The sequence below is a fragment of the Pseudomonas phoenicis genome (assembly GCF_047302395.1).
GTDB lineage: Bacteria > Pseudomonadota > Gammaproteobacteria > Pseudomonadales > Pseudomonadaceae > Aquipseudomonas.
This window is the reverse complement of sequence record NZ_CP154852.1, coordinates 4,834,100-4,850,175: the sequence shown is the minus strand read 5'-3', so window position 1 is coordinate 4,850,175 and position 16,076 is coordinate 4,834,100. Positions and strand designations below refer to the sequence as shown.

The following is a 16,076-nucleotide window of genomic DNA, read 5'->3' as shown; positions in this document are numbered from 1 at the left end:
GCAGCGCCGGCCCAATGCCTGCAAAACCCCAATAAAGCACCCACTGAAATCCCACCTAGCAATACCGTCACCCACCCTTGCAGGCAAATCTTCGGACTTCTGGCACAACCACTGCATACCAACCCACAACCGCTGCACAGTGCCAGCGGACCACCTTGTCGATCAACGGCGATCGTCCGGCCCCCTGCGGCCCAAGGAACAATGACTGCGCCAGGCCTACGGGTCGGCAGCGAGAACAGGCAATGGCGCCTGGAACCTTCTGGTTCCAGGCGTTTTTTTTGCTTCGAAACAACCGGATCGGCCTCGAGAGGTGCTCCATGAACAGCGAATTGGCGAGTGATCTGCAAAACATCGTGGTAATAGGCAACGGCATGGTCGGCCACCACTGCGTCGAGCAGTTGGTGGAAGGCGGGGCCTTGGGCCGCTACCGCATCCATGTGTTCAGCGAAGAGCCGCTACGCGCCTACGACCGCGTGCACCTGTCCGAATACTTCGGCGGGCGCGACGCCGAGTCCCTGGCCCTGGGCGATGCCGCGCTCTACCAACGTGGCGGCGTGGCCCTGCACCTGGGCGTGCCGGTGCTGGAGGTCGACCGCGCGCGCCAGGAGGTGATCACCGCCAACGGTTGCGTGCCCTATGCGCACCTGGTCATGGCCACCGGTTCCTATCCCTTCGTGCCGCCCATCGAGGGGGCGGCTGGCGATTCGCGTCTGGTCTACCGCACCCTGGCCGACCTCGACACCATTCGCGCCGCGGCCGGCAACGCCCGTCGCGGCGTGGTGGTCGGCGGCGGCCTGCTCGGGCTGGAGGCGGCCAACGCGCTGCGCAGCCTGGGCCTGGAAGCCCATGTGGTGGAATTCGCGCCTCGGCTGATGCCGGTGCAGTTGGACGAAGCCGGCGGGGTGGCGCTCAAGGCGCGTATCGAAGCGCTGGGGGTGCAGGTGCACCTGTCGCGCAGCACCCAGTCGATCACCGCCGGCGAGGACTACCGTTTCCGCATGAATTTCGCCGGCGACGAATTTCTGGAAACCGACCTGGTGGTGTTCTCCGCTGGCATCCGCCCGCAAGACGCGCTGGGCAAGGCCTGCGGCCTCGAGCTGGGCGCGCGCGGCGGCATCGCCATCGACGGCGCCTGCCGCAGCAGCGATGCGCACATCTCCGCCATCGGCGAGTGCGCGGCCTGGAACGGCAGCGTGTTCGGCCTGGTGGCGCCGGGTTACCAGATGGCCCGCAGCGTGGCCGCGCAGCTCTGTGGCCTGGACAGCGCCTCGTTCGCCGGCGCCGACATGTCCACCAAACTCAAGTTGCTGGGTGTCGACGTCGGTTCCATCGGCGATGCCCAAGGCGCCAGCGCCGGGGCGCGCAGCTACCGTTTCATCGACGAGGCCACTGCCAGCTACCGGCGCTTGGTCGTCTCCGCCGACGGCAAACAGGCCATCGGCGCCGTGCTGGTGGGTGACAACAGCTACTACGACACCCTGCTGCAATACATCCAGAACGGCCTCGCGCTGCCCGCCGACCCCGCGTCGCTGATCCTGCCGCAGGGCGAGGCGGCACCGGCGCTGGGCGTCGACGCACTACCCGCCACCGCCACCCTTTGCTCATGCCACAACGTCAGCAAGGGCGCGGTCTGCAGCGCCATCGACGGCGGCTGCAGCGACCTTGCCAGCCTCAAGTGCCAGACCAAGGCCGGTACCGGTTGCGGCGGCTGCGCCGGCCTGCTCAAGCAGGTCTTCGAACACGAGCTGACGGCCCGTGGCGTCAGCGTCGACAAGAGCCTGTGCGAACACTTCGCCTACACCCGCCAGGAGCTGTACTCGCTGGTGCGTGTCGAACGCATCGAGACCTTCGACGCACTCCTGGCCCGCCACGGCAAAGGCCACCTGGGCTGCGACATCTGCAAGCCCGTGGTCGGCTCGATCCTGGCGTCGTGCTGGAACCGGCCGATCATGGAGCCGTGGCTGGTGCCGCTGCAGGACACCAACGACACCTTCATGGCCAACATGCAGAAGAACGGCACCTATTCGGTGGTGCCGCGCATCCCTGGCGGTGAAATCACCCCCGACGGCCTGATCGCCATCGGCGCAGTGGCGAAGAAATACGACCTCTACACCAAGATCACCGGTGGCCAGCGCATCGACCTGTTCGGCGCCCAGCTGCACGAGCTGCCGGACATCTGGGCCGAGCTGATCGCCGCCGGTTTCGAAACGGGCCACGCCTACGGCAAGTCGACGCGTACGGTGAAAAGCTGCGTCGGCAAGACCTGGTGCCGCTACGGCGTGCAGGACAGCGTGCAGATGGCCCTGCGCATCGAGGACCGTTACAAGGGCCTGCGCGCCCCGCACAAGCTCAAGTTCGCCGTGTCGGGCTGCACCCGCGAATGCGCCGAGGCGCAGAGCAAGGACGTCGGTGTGATCGCCACCGAAAACGGCTGGAACCTCTACATCAGCGGCAACGGCGGCATGCGCCCGCGCCATGCCGAGCTGTTCGCCACCGATCTGGACGACGAGACCCTGATCCGCTACATCGACCGCTTCCTGATGCTCTACATCCGCACCGCCGACAAGCTGCAACGCACCTCGGTGTGGCGCGAAAGCCTCGAAGGCGGGCTGGACTACCTCAAGGCCGTGGTGATCGACGACAGCCTGGGCCTGGCGAGCGAACTCGAAGCGCAGATGCAACTGGTGGTCGACCGCTACGAATGCGAGTGGGCCAACGCCCTGAACGATCCGGAGAAACTCAAGCGCTTCCGCACCTTCGTCAACGCCAGCGGTGCCGACCCGGACGTGCAGTTCGTCAAGGAGCGTGGCCAGCGCCGGCCGGCACGGGCGGAAGAAATGAACCTGATCGATGCGACGGAGGTGGTCTGATGCCTGGCATGAATGCACTGCGGGTCGAAACGGATAACGGTTGGAGCAGGGTGTGCGGTCGCCGCGACCTGGTCGCCCATTCCGGCGTGGTCGCGCTGCTGGGCGGCCGTCAGATCGCCTTGTTCTACCTGCCGGGCGAGCAGGGCGAGGGCCAGGTTTTCGCCCTCGACAACCGCGACCCACGCTCGGGCGCCAACGTCATCGGCCGTGGGCTGATCGGCAGCATAGCCGGCAAGCTGGTGGTGGCGGCGCCCTTGTACAAACAGCATTTCGGATTGCACGACGGGGTGTGCGTGGAGGCGCCGACGGAGCGGTTGCGGGTGTGGCCTGCGCGGCTATGCGGGGATGATGTGGAGGTAGACGCCGACTGTCTTTCACCTACGACCGACCGGCGAGCCTGATTCAGCGGGGGCGCTGATGCCAAGTCAATGGTGTCAAGGCCGCTTGGCCGGCTACGCCGACCATCGCGACTGACCGGAGCGCCGAACCGTTCGCTTCAACAGAGCTTGTTACCGGTGCAGGAGCGGCTTAGGGAGGAGCGCCGGGCCATGATGGCAGCGCTGCTGTGGATCAGGTGCCGCGCTGCTTGCTTGCAGCGTGCCGCGCTGCTTGCTTGCAGCGTGCCGGCACCTGGCTGGAAACGGTTCAGTAGCCCGTCAGAATGCTGGTGATCACCCCAGTGGCAATCGCCACCAGCACGTAGTCGCCGTTGATGTGCAACCAGCGGTGGTCGGGCGGCGGTGCGGACAGCTGGCGTGCGCGCCAGTCGGTGACCCAATAGCGGTCGTCGCGGTATTGCGGCTCGACGATGCGGCCACGCTGCCACTGCTGGTGGGGCACTGGCATGCCGGCCTGCGGCCTGAAGTTGGCGTCGCGGTAGGCGGGGTGGCCGCCATGGTCGTTGCGACCAGCGTGGCCTGGCTGTTGCGGCGAGCGTGGCTGCTGGCCTTGCGCGTGCCCAGGCTGTTGGCCCTGCTGCGGCCCGCGGCCTTGCTGGCCCTGTTGTGGTCCCTCTTGATGACCGCCTGGGCCGTTGTCCGGCCCGCCGCCCGGTTGGGCGAAGCTGGCCAGCGGCATGCCCAGCATCAACATCGTGCACAGCGCAGTCAGGTTCTTTTTCATCGAATGTTCCTTGCAGAATTCAAATGCGCCGCATGGCTGCGCCTCGTCGCCGGCTGGCAGGTTAGGCGCAGCGCAGGCTCGGCAATTATGACCATGGCTTTGCGCAAGGTATCGGCAGCAGGAGGTAAAGAACGGGTAAAGCCTGGCGTCAGTCAGTTCAGCCGTAACCGCCTTGTTCGGGGCTGCTAGGCGGGCCTGATCACTCAAGTGGCCGGCATCGGGGTTGGGCCTGCGCGAAGGCAAGGAAAAGGCGCGCTGCAGCCGCTTTGAACTTTACGCTCGGGTAAGCTCCAAAAATGGGTCAGACCGGCACGCCAGCGGTGGCCGTTTCGAGCCATGTCCGCTACCCGAAACCTTTTCAAGGATGTCCCCCATGAGCGACCGCCCCATCTATTCCGCCGACGGCCAGAGCGCCGCGTTCCAGACCGCCGTCAGCAACGCCCAAGCCACATTCAGGTTCTTCTGGCGCGAATTGTCGTGGGAGGCACGGCGTATCGTCCCGGCGCTGGAAGTGGCGGCTGTGAAGATGTCTTTCCCGGTCGACAGCGACGATCCGGAGGCGCCCAGCGTCGAGAACATGTGGCTGAGCGAGGTCGATTTCGACGGCGCGTCCATCAGCGGGGTGCTGCTCAACGCCTCGGAATGGGTCACCGAGTACGCCGAGTCGGAGTGGGTGACGCTGCCGTTCTCGAGCCTCAACGACTGGATGTACGTCAGCCAGGGCGAGGTCTGCGGCGGCTTCACCATCGATGTGCTGCGCAGCGAGATGTCCGACCAGGAACGCGCCGAGCACGATGCGGCCTGGGGGCTGGATTTCGGCGAGCCTGGCACGGTCCGCTTGGTGCCGGCCGCCGAGGGGCAGGCGGAGGCCGTGCTGTCTCGCGGGCTGGACACGCCCTACGACCGTCAGGTGCTCGAAGCGCTGGACGCAGGTGACCATCCCATGGCGGTGAACATGCAGGAGAAGGTCGAAGAAGGCCTGCGCCAGTACCCCAGTATGATCACCGAAGCCGACGAAGCCGGCTGGCTGTTGCTGCATCACCAGGCACTGGCGGGCAATTACCCGGTGGTACGCAGCCTGTTGCAGCACGGCGCCGACGCCTCGGCACGTACCGACGGCGGGCAAACGGCAGCGCAGTTGGCGCAGGATGCCGGGTGGGGCAGGGTGGCGCGCCTGCTGCGCGGCGAGGCTTGAAACGCGGCTTACGGGCCAATGCCGGTCAGTTGAGTTGAAGCAGTGATTATTGGGGCCGCAGCGCGGCCCTAGTCCAGGCACCGCGTTCAGCCGGTGTGGGGTAGATTGAGGCCATCCGGCTGCCAAACGCCCTATTGCTCAACGATCGACACTGGCCCGGAGGCAGTCATGGCTCAGCGCAAAGTATGCCCCCACGCCACCCCCATCGTTCGAAACGCCAAGCCCTCAGCCCAACGGCGCCCGCTCGAACAACCGCGTCGCCAAATCCCGAATCCGCTGCGACCAGGCCACCTTCGCCACCCACTCGGGCGGCATACCCGACACCCCATACAGCGCCCCGGCCAATTGCCCGGCGGTAGCCGCGACGCTGTCGGCATCGTCGGCCAGGTTGGCGGCCAGCAGCACCGCGTCGCGGAAGCTGTCCGTGTGCCAGACCGCCCACAGGGCCGCTTCCAGCGTATCGATCACGTACCCGGACGAGCGGATCTGGTCACGGGTTTTGTCCTTGTACTCCCCGGCGTTGATCAACAGCGGGCGTGCCGACAGCGCACAGACCAGGGGCGCCAAGGCTTCGTGCTTGTCCGCGCCGTTCAAGGCCAGATGCAACTGCGCACCGAACAACTGGCAGCACTGCACCGCTTCTTCGGCGCGGTGGGTGACCTCGCTCTGCGCTGCGCAGCCCTGCCAGGTGGCCGGCAGCGAATGGCGGTGGAAGATCGCGCTGGGCGCCAGGCGGATCAAGGAACCGTTGCCGGCGCTGGAAGCCTCGCGGTTGCCGGGCCAGTCGCGGCCCTGCGCCTGCCAGCCATGCAGCGCTTCGCGGGTGGCGTTGCCGATGTCGAAGCAGCGGCCGTTGGCGCTGTTCTCGCCGCGTTGGTACCAGCGCAGCAAACCTTCGGCGTAGGTGGCGTAATCGAAGCGGCCCTGGCTGAGGTAGGTGTCGGCCAGGGCCAAGGCCATGCTGGTGTCGTCGGTCCACTCGCCCGGCTTGAGCTGGAAGGGGCCGCCGCCGACCATGTCCTGCACGTGGCTGCGGTCGCGGGGCTGGAACTCCAGCGTGGTGCCCACCGCGTCGGCGATGGCCAGGCCCAGCAGGGCGCCCTGGGCGCGGTCCAGCGCTTGGGCGTCGGTCAGCGTGCAGGCGCGGGTGGCAAGGCTGTGATGCGCATTGCTGGGGAGCAGGTGCTGGTAGCGTGAAGCGTAAATGTTCAAGGTGTCTTGAGAGCTGCGTAGATCGATCATGGGCGTCCTTTCCAGCAAGTGGTGGCAGATTCGCCGTGGCATTGGGTAGGCCAGGACGGCGCAAGGTGTCGATGTCGAGTGGGGTTCGCATCGACCGATGCCAGGAGAGGTGGGGGCGATGGGTGATCTTTTCCAGGTCAACGCCGCCTCGCGCCGTTTTTGCCCCTATTGCGCTCAACCTGACATGCTGCGGCCATTGGGTCGTTGAAGCGTTCGGAGATGGTCGGGTAATCGCTACCACGCTCGGCGAAGCGCAACGGCTTGACCTGCTCCACCAGGATTTCTTCTGCCTCGGGTGCTTACGCTCGGCCTGCCAGGTCACTCGCCCTGGCGCGCTGCGGTCATCTGGTCGTTGAAGGTGTTGAAGAAGGCCCCGTAATCTTCCCCGCGCTCGGCGTAGCGCAGGGGCTTGACCCGTTCCACCAGAATTTCGTCCGCCTCGGGCGCATGCTGGAAGATGCCCATCACCTCCTCGATGAACTCGCGCAGCGGCATCGCCTGTGGGTCGTTGGCCTGGCGCTCGCCCATCAGCTCGGTCTGCACGTAGGGCGGGGCCAGTTCGTGCACGCGCACGGCGGTGTCCTTGAGCTGGTAGCGCAGCGACTGGCTGTAGGAATGCACGGCCGCTTTGGTCGCGCAGTAGCTCGGCGTCAGCGCCAATGGCAGGAAGGCCAGCCCCGACGACACCGTGACGATGGCTGCGTGGGGCTGCTTGAGAAAGTGTGGCAGCAGCCAGCCATCCAGGCGGATCGGGCCCAGCAAGTTGGTGGCCACCGTGGCCTCCAGTTCGCTGGCGCCGCCTGCGGTCAGCGATTCGCCGCGCATGATGCCGGCGGCGTGGATCACGCCGTTGAGCCCGGGGTAGTCGGCGATCAGGCGCTTGGCCACGCGCTGGGTGTCGTGCGCGTCGCTGACGTCGAGCACTTGGTAGCGCAAGCCGGGGTTGGCCGCGACCTCGCGCTGCAGCAGCGCTTCGCGGCGCCCGGCGATGATCACCTCATTGCCCAGCGCCAGAAAGGCCTTGGCCAGTGCCAGACCGATGCCGCTGCCGCCGCCTGTGACCAGAAGGGTATTGCCTGTGGTTTGCATGTCGAGCCTCGCGATGTGGAGTAGGTCGCTCGTCGTCAAGCGACATGCATTACCCTAGGCTGCTGGCGCGGCGTGAGGAAGTAGGCGCCGGAAAGTGCCGTACTTACCCCGAGGAAACCATGAGCATCGACGACCCCACCCAGCCCGCCCGACGCAGCCCCACCTGGCCCCACGGCGACGACAAGGTCGACCCGGAACTGGACCGCCTGGTGCGCGAGATCATCGGCCGGGTGGCCGACAAGTGGACGATGCTGGTGATCGAAGCGCTCGCCGAGCAGGGCTGCCTGCGCTTCACCCAACTGGCGGCGCAGGTCGGCAACGTCAGCCAGAAGATGCTGACCAAGACCGTGCGGCAGATGGAGGCCGATGGGCTGCTGGTGCGTACCGTCTACCCGGTGGTGCCGCCGAAAGTGGAGTACCGCCTGACGGAAATGGGCATGAGCCTGGGGGAAGCGTTTTGCGGGGTGTGGTTGTGGGCCGAGCGCCACCGGCAGACGATCGAGGCGTCGCGGGCGGCCTACGAGGCGCAGGCCAAAGCACAGGACGATGGGCCAACGGTATAGAGACCCCCTCGACCCATAATGCTGTTCACTCAAGCGACTGGGACCGCTTTACAGCCCCAAATAACACTGTTTCGTCTTGTCTGAACGGCATTACCGAACCGCGCCTCGCGTGAGCCGTTCCAGACGAGCTCAGTCTTCGCCACGCAACGCCCGTTCGACGTCCGTCAGCGTCTGGTTCAAGGCATCGGCTTGGGCCCGTGTGATGGTGCCGTTGCGCGCTTGCAGGTTGCCTGCGCGGGTCTGTACCTGGCCTACCGAGAGACGCAGTTCCTCGGCCTGTTGCTGCGTGAGTGCGTTGGCCCGTGCCTGCTTGTCGATCCACAGGTTGAGCGACGCGGCCCGGTCTTGCAGGTAGTCGCTGTCGCTCTGCAGCTTGTCTTGCGTGCAGGCCGGCAGGGCCAGGCAGCAGAGGGCGAGCAGGGTAGCGGGCATGAGCGTTTTGAACATGGTGCGGTCCTGTGAAAAGGGGGACGTGGGTGCGTCGGTTGGACGCGGTAACGGGCAGCGGGTCGCGACCTCTGCCAGTGCCGGGTCATGGCGCAGCGACCTTATAGGCATTCGCCAGGCGTATGGCCAGAGCCGCCCATCGGTGTGCCTCCACGTGATGTCTTGGTGCACCGGCAGCCAACCGACATCCGTTTGCAGAGCCCCTCAGCATGCCTGCGCGCAAAACCGTGCCCTCAGTTTCCAGCCACTGAGCAGTGCCAGCCCGAGCACCCCGGCAAGGTACAGCTGTGCAGCGCCCACCAGCCCCAACCGCGGCACCAGCACGCTGACCAGCAGCGCCGGCACGCAGAACGCCAGATAGCTGAGCACATAGAACGCCGCCAGCAAGCCCGCGCGCTGGCCGGGCTCGGCCAGCGGCAGCAGGCTGCGCGTGGCGCCCAGAAAGCCGCTGCCAAAACCGATGCCGGTCGCCACCGTACCCACCAGCAACAGCGTGAGTTGCCCGCCCAGCACCGCCAGCCACAGCAGGATCGGCCCCGCCGCCAAGGCCAGGCTGCCCAGCCGCAGCAAGCGCTCGGCGGGCCAATGCCGCAACCCGTGCAGGCAGGCGGCACCGCTGAGGGTCAGGCCGGCCACCGCAGTGGCGCCCAGCAGCACCGAGGTCGTGCCGGTCACGGCCTTGGCCAGCCCGGGCATCAGCGACAGATAGAACCCACCGGTGGCCCACACCGCCAATTCCAGCGGCAACACCCGCCAGAGCATGGCGCGGGCCTGAGGCGGCACCGACAGCCGCGGTCGCAGTGCTGCCAGGGTGCCGGGCCGGCGCGGTAGCAGGTCCGGCACGCCTAGCAGGCACAGGGCAAGGACTACGAACGACCCGAGAAACACTTGGTAAGTCAGTTGCAGCGGCAGCGGCGCATAGGTGACCAACAGGCCGCAACCGACCGCGCCAGCGGCCATGCCGAGCAAAGGGGCCAGGCTGTTGAGCCAGGGGCCGCGCTGCTGATCGCTGTCGAGCAGCGCCGCGCCCAAGGCGCTGGTGGCAAGACCGGTCGCCACCCCTTGCACGGCCCTGGCTGCGATCAAGTCATTGAGCCCGTGGGCCTGGTGGAACAACCACAGCGAACCGATCTCCATCAGCACGGCCCCCAGCACCACCGAGCGCCGCCCCAGGTGATCGGACAGACGACCACCGACCAATAGCGAGGCGAGCAGGCCGAAGGCATAGACGGCAAAGACCCAGGTCAGCCAGAAGGTGGAGAACCCCCAGGCCTGCTGGTAGCTGGCGTACAGCGGCGTCGGCGCGCTGGAGGCGGCCATGAAGGTGAAGAGCAGCGCACCGAACACGCCCAGGCGGGCCTGGGTGCCGAATGTAGAAAGCTTCAAGGTAACGACTCGCTAAAGCTAATAAATTGCGTTAGAGCTTATAGTGGACTTTCTGTAAAAGCAATTTCTTAGCTTTTGTATTCGGTTATGATGCCCGCCATGACCATCAAACACTCCCGACCCGGTGGCCGTAGCGCCCGGGTGCAGCAGGCCATCCACGACGCCGTCCAAGCGCTGCTCGACGAACAACCGCGCGACTCGCTGACTGTTCCCCTGATCGCGGCGCGCGCCGGTGTCACCCCTTCGACCCTCTACCGACGCTGGGGCAAGCTGTCCAACCTGCTGGCCGACGTCGACCTGCAACGCCTCCTGCCCGACGAGCCGCCCGAAGACACCGGCAGCCTGGAAGGCGACCTGGCCTGCTGGCTGGAGCGCTATGTCGACGACCTGGTGTCGGTGCCGGGCCAGACCATGCTCCGCGATGCGCTCATGGCCACCGAGGTGGGCTGCACCGTGCGTTGCACCGAGCCCACGCGCGAGCGGCTGGAGATGCTGCGCGAACGCGCTCGGGCGCGGCAGGAGCCTACGCCGTCGATCGACACGTTGATGGACGGGCTGGTGGCGCCGCTGATCTTCAGGACGTTGTTCGGCGGCGAACGGCCCGATGCCGGGCTACAGCGGCAGTTGCTCGAGCAGGTGCTGGCCAGTGCGCGTGGGCTCGAGGCAGGCCTTGCGTAAGGGCGAAGTGCTCACGTGCCGAGGCACAGGTGCTGGCGCATCTGGGGGTCGAGGAGCGTACATATCTAGCCACTGCGTAAATGTCCGCGTCCTTACAGTCGAGTGCGGCAGACGGCAGAACCGCCGTCCATGCCGAGCACCCATCGTCTCTCGACTGGAGCACAACCCATGCACATCACCGAACGGCAGTTGCAACGCATCTTCCCCAACGCCGGCCCTCGCGCCGGCATTTTCGTGTCTGGCATCGACACCACGCTAGGCACCTATTCCATCACCACACCCTTGCGCATCGCCGCCTTTCTCGCCCAGGTCGGGCATGAGTCGGGCCAGCTGCGCTACGTGCGCGAGTTGGGCAGCGACGCCTATTGCGCCAAGTACGACACCGGGCGTCTGGCCGAGCGCCTGGGCAATACGCCCGAGGCCGACGGCGACGGGCAACTGTACCGCGGCCGTGGGCTGATCCAGGTCACCGGCCGCAGCAACTACCGGGCTTGCAGCCAGGCGCTGTTCGGCGACACGCGTCTGCTGCAAAGTCCCGAAATGCTCGAGCAACCTCTGTACGCCGCGCTGTCGGCCGGCTGGTTCTGGCAACGCGCCGGGCTCAACGACCTGGCCGACCAGGTGACCTGCGCCGAAGATGCCGTGTTCGAGAAGATCACCCGCAAGATCAACGGCGGCACCCATGGCTTGGCGGACCGCCAGGCGCTGTACCGGCGCGCGCTTGAAGTGCTGGGTTGATGCCGCCCACCGCTTGCGTACCGGCCGCCCGTGGGGTGCCCTGGCGAGCGGTGTTCACCAGCGTGGTCAGCAAGCGGTCCGGCCTTCGGCCGCCCCGGCGCGCGTTCGAAACCCCTGCTGTAGACACGTATTGCAACCGAGTCACTGTTGCCTGCCAAACAATGGATCAACAACGTTGTGCCTGAAACGGCACTCATATTGTTCTAAAAAAATTCAAGTCACTGATTTACAGCGCTATTCCACCTGGCACGAATCCTGTTGCAAGCCTTGCACCCGCACCACCGACGGTGCCCGGCTTACCGATCAGGAGCTGCCATGCCTCGCGAAATCCGTTTGAACGCCTTCGAGATGAACTGCGTAGGCCACCAGTCGCCTGGCCTGTGGCGCCACCCCAAGGACCGCGCCTGGCAATACAAGGACCTCGACTACTGGACCGACCTGGCCAAGCTCCTGGAGCGCGGCAAGTTCGACGGCCTGTTCATCGCCGACGTGCTCGGCATCTACGACGTGCTCGGCGGCAACGGCGATGCCGCCATCCGCCAGGCCACCCAGGTGCCGGTCAACGACCCGCTGGCATTGATCACGCCCATGGCGCTGGTGACCGAGCACCTGGGCTTCGGCCTCACCGCTTCGCTGACCTTCGAGCACCCGTACCCCTTCGCCCGCCGCCTGTCGACCCTGGACCACCTGACCAAAGGCCGCATCGGTTGGAACATCGTCACCTCCTACCTCGACAGCGGCGCGCGCAACCTCGGGCAGAAGGCCCTGAGCGACCACGACGCGCGCTACGATTACGCCGACGAATACCTTGAAGTCCTGTACAAGCTGTTCGAGGGCAGCTGGGAGGAGGGTGCGGTGCAGCGCGACCGCGAACGCGGTATTTTCAGCGATCCGAGCAAGGTCCACGAGATCCGCCATCACGGCAAGCACTTCCAGGTACCCGGCATCCACCTGTGCGAGCCGTCGCCGCAACGCACCCCCGTGCTGTACCAGGCCGGTGCCTCCAGCCGCGGCAAGGACTTCGCCGCCGGCCACGCCGAATGCGTGTTCGTCGCCGCGCCCTCGAAGGTGACGCTGAAGAAGACCGTGGCCGACATCCGCCGCCGCGCCGCCGAGGCCGGGCGCGATCCGCGCAAGGTACTGATCTTCAACCTGCAAACGGTGATCGTCGACGAAACCGATGCCAAGGCTCAGGCCAAGTGGCAGGAATTGAAGGCTTACAGCAGTTACGAAGGCGCGCTGGCGCTGATTTCCGGCTGGACCGGCATCGACTTCGCGCAATACCGGCCCGACCAAGTGCTCAAGCACATCCACACCAACGCCATCCAGTCGGCGGTGGAAACCTTTTCCACGGCCGATCCGGACAAGCAGTGGACGGTGCAGGAGCTGGCCGACTGGGTCGGTATCGGCGGCTTCGGCCCGCTCATCGTCGGCAGTCCGCAGACCGTGGCCGACGAGTTGCAGGCCTGGGTCGAGGACACCGACGTGGACGGCTTCAACTTCGCCTACGCCCTGGCTCATGAAACCTTCCGCGACGTAGTCGAACTGCTGGTGCCTGAATTGCAAAAGCGCGGGGTGTACAAGACCGAATACCGTACCGGCACTTTGCGCGAAAAGCTGTTCGGCGATGGCCCGCGCCTGCCCGATAGCCACCCGGCGGCCGGCTATCGCGACCTCAGCCGGCACCGCGCTGCCACTAGCTCCAGCCAGGCCGAGCCGGCCTGAATCGGAGCGCACCCGCGACCGTACAAGCGGCCGGTGCGGTGCTCACGTTCAGCTGTGAGGATGATCGGCAACGCCGTTCTGGATGCAGGCGTTGCTTACTTTCTGTCGGAAGGGGGGAGCCTTCAGGGCGGTCGTGACGCTGCCATGGGGTTCGATCAGGTGCTGCGCGGAGCCTGGATAAGGGCGGCCTTGAACTGGCCTAATGATTTTGGACACCTTCATCGGGCGCTATGATGGCGCCCAACTGGAGGCAAAATCAGTGCGTAAATCTTATTCAAGAGAATACAAAGTCCAAGCTGCCGAAATGGTGCTGGACGGTGGTCAGTCAGTCCCCGAAGTCTGCGCGGCCCTTGGGCTTGGGCCCACGGCGTTGCGTCGTTGGGTTGAGCAGGTGCGCGAAGAGCGAGCCGGCAAGGTTCCAGTTGGAGCCAAAGCGATCACCCCCGAGCAGCAACGAATTGAAGAACTCGAAGCGTTGGTTCGGCAAAAAGATCGGGATATCGAAATCCTAAAAAAGGCCAGTGCTCTTCTGCTTCGGGACTCCAAAGATCGTTTTCGCTGATCAACGAGCTGAGTGAGCAATATCCTGTTATCGACTGCTGCCGCGTGCTTGGGGTCAAGCGCAGCAGCTTCTACGCGTGGCGCAAACGGCAAGGGCGTGAAAATCCGGCCAGAGATGCTCTGCGCCTGCTTGCAGTCAAGCATTTCAACGCGTCGCGAGGTGCCTCTGGTTCACGAACGCTGGTGCAGGAATTACGCCGTGAAGGACACGAGGTGGGGCGATACAAGGTGCGCACACTAATGCGCGAAGCTGGCCTGAAGTGTAAACAACGCAGGCCGCACCGGTATCGGTCATCCGGGGCAGAAGCATTGATCGCGCAGAATCAGCTGAAGCGCAATTTCAAGGTTTCGACGATCAATGAGGTTTGGTGTGGCGATGTGACCTACATCCAGGTTGGCAGGCGCTGGTTGTACCTGGCCGCTGTGATTGACCTCTATGCCCGTCGAGTGGTGGGTTGGGCGTTCTCGATGATCGCCGATGCCAATTTGGCTTGTAATGCTCTGCGCATGGCTGCCGAATCGCGCGGTAGGCCGGCGGGTGTGATGTTTCACTCAGATCAGGGCTGTCAGTACACCAGCCATAAATTCAGAGCCGCACTCGATGAGTACAACTTGAACCAGAGCATGAGCCATCGGGGCCAATGCTGGGATAACGCCGCTATGGAACGATTCTTCGGCGCATTGAAATCAGAATGGATGCCAGCAGGTGGTTACGAGACCGAATCTCAGGCACGAGTGGATATCCAAGCCTATCTCATGCGCTACAACCTCAAGCGCCTCCACAGCTACAACGGCTATGAAACACCGGTAGCCATGGAGGAAAAGCTCAAGATAGCGGCATGAACCTTAACCGGTGTCCAAAATTACTTGACCAGTTCACCTTGCCGCCCATCGCTGCTGAAGCCGCTCCAACACGAATCCTGGAGGATGCCCAACACGCTGTTGGAGATTCCACGGTTGCAAACCAGTCTTTCGGACGACACAGACCTTGTGGGAGCGGCTTCAGCCGCGATGGGCGGCAGAGCCGCCCTCATCCAGGCTCCGCGCAGCATGCGATCGAACGCTACCACAGCGCCGTTACCGCCTCAGTGGCAATGCCAACCTCCGCGTTCACGGCAGTGTTCCGGACTGTCTGGACCCCCATCGAAGCGCGCCTTCTCAACCCTGCTTGCTCCCGCCCCCGATCTGCCACACGTACGGCGGCTCGGCACCATTGACGTGCCAGTCGCCAACGATGCGCTCCTTGTAGATCACCGGGTTGTGCGAGGCGGCGGTGCGCGCATTGCGCCAGTGGCGGTCGAGCTGCTTGCCGGTGTTGGTGGTCGAGGCGCCCAGCGCATTGAACAGGTCGCTGGTGGCGCGCAGCACCAGGTCCACGGTCGCCACCTGGGCCTGCGCCGATTCCAGCTCGGCAGTGACGTTGGCCTGGCGCTCGACCGTTTCGTCATGGCCAAGGCGCGCCAGGTACGCCTGTTGCAAGGCGTCGGCGGCGCGCAGCGTGGCGGCTTCGGCGGCATACACCAGCCCGCTGGCCTTGCCGATCACCTGCAGGACCTGGGCATCCTGGCTGACCGCCTGGGCATTGCCGTGGCTGAACACGCGGGTGCGGGTGCGGGTCTCGGTAGCGAAGTCGCGCACCGCCGCACGCCCTGAGCCGACGATGACCGCCAGCAGCACCAGTTGGTAGAAGGCGGTCTGGTATTTGAAGCGGGTGGAGAAGTCGATGATGTTTTCGGCCTCCACCACCGCGTCGGTCAATACCGAAGTGCCGCTGCCGGTGGTGCGCTGGCCGAAGCCGTCCCAATCGTCGCTCAAGGTGATGCCCGGCTGCCGCGTGCGGACTGCGGCGATCACGTCGGCGCCGGTGTCGTCGCGGCGGGCGAAGAGGTCGATCCAGTCCGAGAAGATACTGCCGGTGCTGTAGTACTTGGTGCCGTTGACCACCCATCGCTCGCCCTGGCGCGATACCCGGGTGATGACGTCGCCGATCTTCACCGCGCCGATTTCGGTCCAGGCGCAGCCCACCAGGTCGCCCGCGACGAAGCGTTCGAACCATACATCCTGGGCGGTGCTGGCATGGGCATTGAGGCGGTCTTCGACAAAGGCGAAATGCCCGCGCAGGGCCTGTGGCAGGTTGGAATCGGCTTCGGCCAGCTCGATCAGCAACTGGAACAGCTGCCCTAGCGAAGCGCCGGCACCGCCATGCTCCACGGGCACGCGCACAGCGCCGAAGCCGGCCTCCTTGAGCCAGCGGATCGGTTCGAAGGGCAGGCTGCGCGTGCGCTCGCGCTCGAGGCTGCCCTCGGCGATGCGTGCGAACAGCGGTCGAAAACGTGCGGCGAGGGCGTGGTAGTCGGTGCCGGTGGACAAATGGGGGACGCGGGCTTGAGCGGTCATCGCAATGTTCCTCGAATGGATGCGCGTGCAGACGGCAACTGCTTCGCAAACTCCATGCCCACC

Annotated in this window: 15 protein-coding genes; 9 read left to right on the top strand and 6 right to left on the bottom strand. The window is 65.4% G+C overall.

The genetic code is table 11. The features are described from left to right. The first annotated feature begins 317 nt into the window (after positions 1-317). Together nirB and nirD are read left to right on the top strand one after the other, a co-directional pair. Entirely contained in the window at positions 318-2,870 is a 2,553-nt protein-coding gene (gene nirB, locus AA0Z93_RS21915; RefSeq protein WP_413046915.1) for a nitrite reductase large subunit NirB, read from the top strand. Next, complete coding sequence (gene nirD, locus AA0Z93_RS21910) at positions 2,870-3,271, top strand: nitrite reductase small subunit NirD (protein WP_413046916.1); 402 nt, start codon at positions 2,870-2,872, stop codon at positions 3,269-3,271. The genes nirB and nirD overlap by 1 nt, the downstream gene beginning before the upstream one ends. Positions 3,272-3,515: 244 nt before the next feature. On the opposite strand, the gene AA0Z93_RS21905 is transcribed toward nirD, so the two are convergent. Further along, positions 3,516-3,992 carry an RcnB family protein gene (locus AA0Z93_RS21905; protein WP_413046917.1) on the bottom strand — a complete coding sequence of 159 codons (477 nt, stop codon included), beginning with the start codon at positions 3,990-3,992 and terminating at the stop codon, positions 3,516-3,518. A 373-nt stretch (positions 3,993-4,365) separates the two neighbouring features. Between AA0Z93_RS21905 and AA0Z93_RS21900 the strand changes: the two genes are divergently transcribed. Beyond that, positions 4,366-5,187 carry a DUF2314 domain-containing protein gene (locus tag AA0Z93_RS21900; protein ID WP_413046918.1) on the top strand — a complete coding sequence of 274 codons (822 nt, stop codon included), beginning with the start codon at positions 4,366-4,368 and terminating at the stop codon, positions 5,185-5,187. Positions 5,188-5,412: 225 nt separating this feature from the next. Here the strand turns inward: AA0Z93_RS21900 and tri1 are convergent, their stop codons facing one another. Continuing rightward, complete coding sequence (gene tri1 / locus AA0Z93_RS21895) at positions 5,413-6,429, bottom strand: ADP-ribosylarginine hydrolase Tri1 (RefSeq protein ID WP_413046919.1); 1,017 nt, start codon at positions 6,427-6,429, stop codon at positions 5,413-5,415. A 318-nt stretch (positions 6,430-6,747) separates the two neighbouring features. Further along, positions 6,748-7,518, bottom strand: coding sequence for an SDR family oxidoreductase (locus AA0Z93_RS21890; protein ID WP_413046920.1), 771 nt, complete (start codon positions 7,516-7,518; stop codon positions 6,748-6,750). Between the two features lie 119 nt (positions 7,519-7,637). Here AA0Z93_RS21890 and AA0Z93_RS21885 point away from each other — a divergent pair, with 119 nt between their 5' ends. Further along, entirely contained in the window at positions 7,638-8,081 is a 444-nt protein-coding gene (locus AA0Z93_RS21885) for a winged helix-turn-helix transcriptional regulator (protein WP_413046921.1), read from the top strand. Positions 8,082-8,210: 129 nt separating this feature from the next. Here AA0Z93_RS21885 and AA0Z93_RS21880 read toward each other — a convergent pair whose 3' ends face one another. Beyond that, positions 8,211-8,528, bottom strand: a complete 318-nt coding sequence (locus AA0Z93_RS21880) for a hypothetical protein (protein ID WP_413046922.1) — start codon at positions 8,526-8,528, stop codon at positions 8,211-8,213. Positions 8,529-8,732: 204 nt separating this feature from the next. Further along, positions 8,733-9,914 (bottom strand): MFS transporter, encoded by a 1,182-nt coding sequence (locus tag AA0Z93_RS21875; protein WP_413046923.1) that lies wholly within the window; start codon positions 9,912-9,914, stop codon positions 8,733-8,735. Between the two features lie 99 nt (positions 9,915-10,013). Between AA0Z93_RS21875 and AA0Z93_RS21870 the strand changes: the two genes are divergently transcribed. The 5 genes from AA0Z93_RS21870 to AA0Z93_RS21850 all read left to right on the top strand — a co-directional run bounded on the left by AA0Z93_RS21870 (position 10,014) and on the right by AA0Z93_RS21850 (position 14,459). Then, positions 10,014-10,592, top strand: a complete 579-nt coding sequence (locus AA0Z93_RS21870) for a TetR/AcrR family transcriptional regulator (protein ID WP_413046924.1) — start codon at positions 10,014-10,016, stop codon at positions 10,590-10,592. Positions 10,593-10,760: 168 nt separating this feature from the next. Continuing rightward, positions 10,761-11,330 carry a glycoside hydrolase family 19 protein gene (locus tag AA0Z93_RS21865; protein WP_413046925.1) on the top strand — a complete coding sequence of 190 codons (570 nt, stop codon included), beginning with the start codon at positions 10,761-10,763 and terminating at the stop codon, positions 11,328-11,330. Positions 11,331-11,645: 315 nt separating this feature from the next. Beyond that, positions 11,646-13,055 carry an LLM class flavin-dependent oxidoreductase gene (locus AA0Z93_RS21860; RefSeq protein WP_413046926.1) on the top strand — a complete coding sequence of 470 codons (1,410 nt, stop codon included), beginning with the start codon at positions 11,646-11,648 and terminating at the stop codon, positions 13,053-13,055. A gap of 202 nt (positions 13,056-13,257) precedes the next feature. Further along, on the top strand, positions 13,258-13,617 hold the full coding sequence (locus AA0Z93_RS21855) for a transposase (protein ID WP_413046095.1): 360 nt from the start codon (positions 13,258-13,260) through the stop codon (positions 13,615-13,617). Next, positions 13,614-14,459, top strand: coding sequence for an IS3 family transposase (locus AA0Z93_RS21850; RefSeq protein ID WP_413048345.1), 846 nt, complete (start codon positions 13,614-13,616; stop codon positions 14,457-14,459). The genes AA0Z93_RS21855 and AA0Z93_RS21850 overlap by 4 nt, the downstream gene beginning before the upstream one ends. 315 nt (positions 14,460-14,774) lie before the next feature. Here the strand turns inward: AA0Z93_RS21850 and AA0Z93_RS21845 are convergent, their stop codons facing one another. Then, the gene (locus AA0Z93_RS21845) at positions 14,775-16,013 is read right to left on the bottom strand and encodes an acyl-CoA dehydrogenase family protein (RefSeq protein WP_413046927.1); all 1,239 of its coding nucleotides are present in this window, start codon (positions 16,011-16,013) and stop codon (positions 14,775-14,777) included. Between the last annotated feature and the right edge of the window lie 63 nt (positions 16,014-16,076).